The 5240-nt window shown below is 41.7% G+C and carries 4 protein-coding genes; 2 read left to right on the plus strand and 2 right to left on the minus strand.

The window, feature by feature from the left end:
• Positions 1 to 544: 544 nt before the first annotated feature.
• Positions 545 to 1771 carry an acyltransferase family protein gene (locus QUA71_RS28820; protein WP_333290388.1) on the minus strand — a complete coding sequence of 409 codons (1227 nt, stop codon included), beginning with the start codon at positions 1769 to 1771 and terminating at the stop codon, positions 545 to 547.
• 896 nt (positions 1772 to 2667) lie between these two features.
• Here QUA71_RS28820 and QUA71_RS28825 point away from each other — a divergent pair.
• Entirely contained in the window at positions 2668 to 3117 is a 450-nt protein-coding gene (locus QUA71_RS28825; RefSeq protein ID WP_333290390.1) for a pyridoxamine 5'-phosphate oxidase family protein, read from the plus strand.
• A 95-nt stretch (positions 3118 to 3212) separates the two neighbouring features.
• Here QUA71_RS28825 and QUA71_RS28830 read toward each other — a convergent pair whose 3' ends face one another.
• Positions 3213 to 4085, minus strand: coding sequence for an alpha/beta hydrolase (locus QUA71_RS28830; RefSeq protein WP_333290392.1), 873 nt, complete (start codon positions 4083 to 4085; stop codon positions 3213 to 3215).
• A gap of 402 nt (positions 4086 to 4487) precedes the next feature.
• Here QUA71_RS28830 and QUA71_RS28835 point away from each other — a divergent pair, with 402 nt between their 5' ends.
• Complete coding sequence (locus QUA71_RS28835) at positions 4488 to 4982, plus strand: GAF domain-containing protein (RefSeq protein ID WP_333220681.1); 495 nt, start codon at positions 4488 to 4490, stop codon at positions 4980 to 4982.
• The last annotated feature ends 258 nt before the right edge of the window (positions 4983 to 5240 follow it).

Below are 5240 nucleotides of genomic sequence, written 5' to 3' on the forward strand. Positions count from 1 at the left end.
CGTTTTTTCAGAGGGGTCTAAGGGCTATGTCCTTTATTTTATCAATGTTTTGACGGGGTTGTCACCCCGTCAACTCTGGACTTCCTTGCCCTAGCAGCGTCAAACAAGTCAGTGCCAAGACAATTATGCCGTCATTTCTTTGCTGCTGGGCTTCTGATATGTCTCGTGTCATAAAAACTGACTGAGAAAATTTGATTGGCTCGATCCCAATTTTTTAGGTTGGGAATGTCAAAAATTATAACGCGACTCATCCCACATGGCTTAGCCGCTTTAGTAAAACTTTTAAAATACATAAAAGCTCCGCATCATTTCTCACAAGCCCCCGGATTTATCCCTTTGCAGGCTGATTGACGCGAGTAATACCCAATCCGGGATTTCTACCCCCTTGATTCTTTAGTCCCCTTGGAGTGGAGTTCGTTTGTATAGTAGTGGTTTCAACCGCCGAGTCCAATTGGCGATTTTTAACGCGGATTTCGTATGATTCTCAAATCTAGAATCTCAAATCGGCTGATTAGGGACTATGCCCATGTAGCCGGATTATATATTATTTTCCGCCAGAGATAAACGGAGCCATCGCTAATCTAACTCGACGGGCGATCGAGTTTGTTAGCTGTTGTAATAAAAAAGCATTAACTATACCAATTTGAATAATTAATACATAAAGTAAAATAGCACGGGTAGCAGTCAAAAGTGAAGGTTCACCTCTAACAACCACAGTAAAATATTTCGGTATAACAATTAACCCTATAAATTGCGTTAAATATAGTTCATAGGAAATATTAGAAATCCATGTTAAACATCTCGTTGTCAAGTCAGACAAATTTATTAAACTTCTACAAACATTAAAAACAATTACAAATATGCCAAATCCAATGAAAGCATCATAAAAAGACAGTCCGACAGGTAAAATTACGCCGAGAAATTTTATTTCATTTGAAAACGTGAAGGAACCCATAATACCCAAGATTTCAAAAATTATTGCTAGGGCTATTGTGACTGGCTTAGTTAGGTAATTAATTAATAAAGTAGGATTACTTGCATAAACTTTTGCCATTGCCATTCCTAAACAAAACTCAAATAACCTTGAAATTGCTAAATAGCCCGGATAAATCATGTCGCCCAATATTGGTTTAAACAGGTTAAATCCTAACAGTAGAACTAAAAAGGTATAGGTAACTTTTAGGAAAAAAGCATTTAAAATAAAATGTTTAATAGAAAATTTTTGTAAAAACTTAAATATCAAAAAGAAACACACATAAAATTGAATTAGTGGAAACATAAACCAAGAAAATGGTATTGCTTTATCGAGAATTATCCAACTTCTCCAAAATGACCACCAATCAAAATAGCCATAAAATAAATCCGCTCTTAACCGAGGAATTATCAAAGATACAGCTAAAAGTATCCAGTAGGTAGGGTAGAGCCGGATAATTTTTTTTCTCATAAAATTAATCCAGCTTTCATCAGGTTTTAAAATTCTTGAATAAGCCAGTCCAAAACCACTGAGAATGAAAAAAATATGAACTCCCTGATATCCAAGCAAGAAAAATATATTCACTAAATCAAAAACTATATTGCCTACACTATTAAAGGGTAGGGGAAAAAACTTAGCAATCGTGGAGGCTGGGCCTACTACTTTTGCATACTCGAAAAAGTTGCTGTATCCAAAAAATGGAGGCAAGAAATTGAAGTACCAAAAATGAACCCCCACTACCCAGCAGGCAGCAAAGCCTCTCATCATATCTAATTCTTGAAATCGATTATACTTCATAAATATAAATATCCGTTTAACTCAAACTTATAGCAACAGTCAAAATATTTACAATGTCAAGCTTAGGACGTACTGGCTCGCTCTTAGGATGCCACAAAAATTCTACTCTATGTTATAAGCGCCAGCCATGTCAAGGTGGTGAAGAAGACCCTCAAATCCTTGAAATATTGAAGGCTGCGATCGTTAAATCTGATACTTTTAACAGGTGATTAAGAATAAACTAGGTTTATTGCCGATCGCCAGCCGGTAGGATGAGGTAAAGCCGGTCGATCGCACCAATACGCTATGAGGGCAGTGTACACCCACAAACTAAGAGATTTCAAGCGTTTGGGGGAGTTATACACCAGGCTCGGCAGTGACGCCAGACAGGGCGGGTCATCAGCGTCAAGCCGATCGCATTTGCCGCATAACCCCAGCGTGAACCATCACTAAATTGCGCGCTGCGCTTATGCGGCGATGTTTTTTTGAGCACGGATTATATCTAGTGTCAGAGAATTCCAGGGGACGATCGTCTTTTGTTCGCTGGTAACAAGAAAACATGGACGCCCAAGCTGCTGATAAAGCGAGTTTGGGCTTTATCGGGGCTGAAAATTTGTTTAAATCCCGTTAGGAAAAAATGCTTTTATTAATTAATTAGACGATCGCCATTTAATAAAAACAATAAACCCTCAGCAATTGCCGAAGGTTTATTTCCCAAATCCTACAAATTTTCCAACAATAAATATCGGAGATGATATTTGAGACTAACCCAGGTTATGTTTAGGGAAATTCTATACTTGTTTATAGCCACAAAACAGGCGCATCAAAAATGCAATAATTAGACCAAAAGCCCCACTCGTGAAGCAACCTAAAACATCGATGGATTTCTCTAGAGTAAGTTTTAAAGGAGTATAACAATGTTAGATATTGATGAAATGAGTTCAAAAGAAATACAAGAACTTTTGCAGCAAGTAAGACAGGGACACTTCGGCTGTGTATTTGAAGGGCATCCCTACGTTTTGCCAATGCACTATTCTCTCCAAGATTCGGACATATACATTTTCACAACAGTCGGGATGAAAACGAAGTATATAGACACCAATCCAGAAGTCTGCTTGCAAGTAGAAGAAGTCCGGGATGTCGAACACTGGCGCAGCGTTGTGGTGAACGGGCGAGCAGAACGCCTCACGGAACAGCCAGACATCGATCGCACGATGCAATTGGTCAAAGAACACAACCCCACACTTTCACCCGCCATCAATCGTACCTGGATTGACTCGCTGGGACGGGCGGAGGTAATTGCAATCTACCGAATTCACGCTAGCGAAATGAGCGGGCGTACTACGGATGGCATCAGCAGTCAGTGAAGGTCTCTGCTGACCTGGGAATAATAATTTTCTGACTGGATCGCGATCGTCCTACTCGTAGTCTCAGTAGCCTTCGGCTCTAACTGGATATGATATTAAATGAACTTACTTCCCAAAAAATCTCTCATGTACCGATTCACTAACTGCGGCTGTTCCTGCTGCACCCAGTGGCTGCAATTAGGAATGTACTGAATCTGAAAATCCCGCACGTAATCTGCGGTTCCATAGGTTAACTCTTTGCCGAAGGCCGCATCATTTTCTCCCCAAATCATCAGCGTCGGAACTTGCAGCACGCTCCAATTCTGGCGCTCAAGAAATCCGCCAGCTATATTGCGGTAATAATTGATAGTAGCAGTCAGAGCGCCCCGTTTGGCAGCCGCATCTTTGTAGGCTTCGATATCTGAGGGGGTAAAGCTGCTTTTGTCCACTGCCATACCTTCCAAAGCAGCAGAAATTGCCTGATAGTCGCCCAACTGAATTAACAACTCCGGCAAAACTGGCAACTGAAACAAAAAGATGTACCAAATTCTCAGCAATTGTTGAGGAGTGCGTAGCCCTTCAGCAAACTTGGCCGGATGTGGTACATTCATCACAATTAATTTATCCACAATTTGGGGATAAGCATAAGCAAAATTCCAGGCGATCGCACCTCCCCAGTCGTGACCAACTAAGACGCAACTTTCGTATCCCAAACCCTGAATAATGCCTTTGACATCTTGCACAAACTCTGCCATCACGTAAGCAGATTGATCGTGAGGTTTGTCGCTGTCGTTGTAACCCCTGAGATCTACAGCCACTACTTTATAATCTGAGGCAAATTCTGGGATTTGATGTCGCCAAGAATACCAAAATTCAGGAAATCCGTGCAGCATCAGCATCAGCGGCCCAGAACCTTGAGTGACATAGTGCAGTTTGATGCCGTTCGTAGGGATAAATTCGTGTTTCCAAGCAGCTTCTAGCACAGACATATTTAATGCTTTCTTTAGCTTTAGAAAAATCCTAGCAGTTACTCTGTTTGAGAGGAACCAACTTTAGGCAGATCTAGCAATTCTCCCAGCACTTGTAAACTCTTCCCTTTCTGTTCCTGTGTGGAACAGGCGTCCCGTCGGTGGTTCTTCGCAAAAGGGCTGCGTAAAAAAAAGCCGTAGCACGGGCGAGGGCTAGACGCCATCGCCCCTTTCCCGAAAAGATTGCTATCTCAGGCAAAATAATAGTATAATATTGCTGGCATATCAACAACTGTCAAGCCCAAAATTACTCATTTTTGAGCCCGCGAAAATCCCGAAGCGCAACATTTTGAGGTGTTGGGATGGTGCCAGTTCAATAATTAAGATCGGGCGAGTGTACTAGGAATTAAAGGAGTTAATACTATGTCGGGCGATCGGCTGCAAAACATTGTTAACCGCTTGACAGATCGTCTAAAGCGCGACGTATTAGTTGAAAAATCCCTCTACGACATTCGAGAAATTTTGCAGAGCGATCGCGCGGTGCTTTATCATTTTTACAAGCAGTGGCAAGGTCGAGTGACTTACGAGATGTTGAGTGCGATCGAACTCTCAATCTTGGGTTCAACGGGGCCAGATGAGTGTTTTAACGGCGACCACGCTGCTTTGTACGAAGCCGGCAGAGTTAGAGCAATTACAGATATTGAAGTAGAACCAATTCACCAATGCCACCGAGATTTTCTGCGTAGCCTGAAAGTTCGCGCCAATTTAGTTGTGCCTATTTTAACAAACAAAGGACTGTGGGGGCTGTTAATTGCTCATCAGTGCAGCGGGCCCCGCACTTGGTCGCGCTCGGACATTGAATTCATGCAAAGAGAAGCCCAAAATATGGCACTTTCTCCCACAATTCAAGATAGTTAATATCGCATCTACTATTAGTACATAATATACCAGGGTTTCACCCTCGAATAATGTAACCGACCGCCCCCTTGGAGTAGTATGAATCTCAGTGTTCAACCGTTTTCGAGTTCGGGTGCATTCTCTCGGCGATCGAAAATGACCAACCAAGCGGAATCTTGTCCCAATCTAGCGAGATATCCATCTAATACCAATTTAATATGAAGCTGCATAGAATAAAGCTTCCAGAATGAAAGTGTAAGAAGATAGTGAACTCATTTC

The sequence above is a fragment of the Microcoleus sp. MON1_C5 genome (genome assembly GCF_036701875.1).
Taxonomy (GTDB): Bacteria; Cyanobacteriota; Cyanobacteriia; order Cyanobacteriales; family Microcoleaceae; genus Microcoleus.

What these genes read in the sequence shown, in the direction of transcription:
- QUA71_RS28820 (WP_333290388.1), bottom strand. Translation starts at nt 1,771, where the DNA reads ATGAAGTATAATCGATTTCAAGAATTAGATATGATGAGAGGCTTTGCT.
- QUA71_RS28825 (WP_333290390.1), top strand. Translation starts at nt 2,668, where the DNA reads ATGTTAGATATTGATGAAATGAGTTCAAAAGAAATACAAGAACTTTTG.
- QUA71_RS28830 (WP_333290392.1), bottom strand. Translation starts at nt 4,085, where the DNA reads ATGTCTGTGCTAGAAGCTGCTTGGAAACACGAATTTATCCCTACGAAC.
- QUA71_RS28835 (WP_333220681.1), top strand. Translation starts at nt 4,488, where the DNA reads ATGTCGGGCGATCGGCTGCAAAACATTGTTAACCGCTTGACAGATCGT.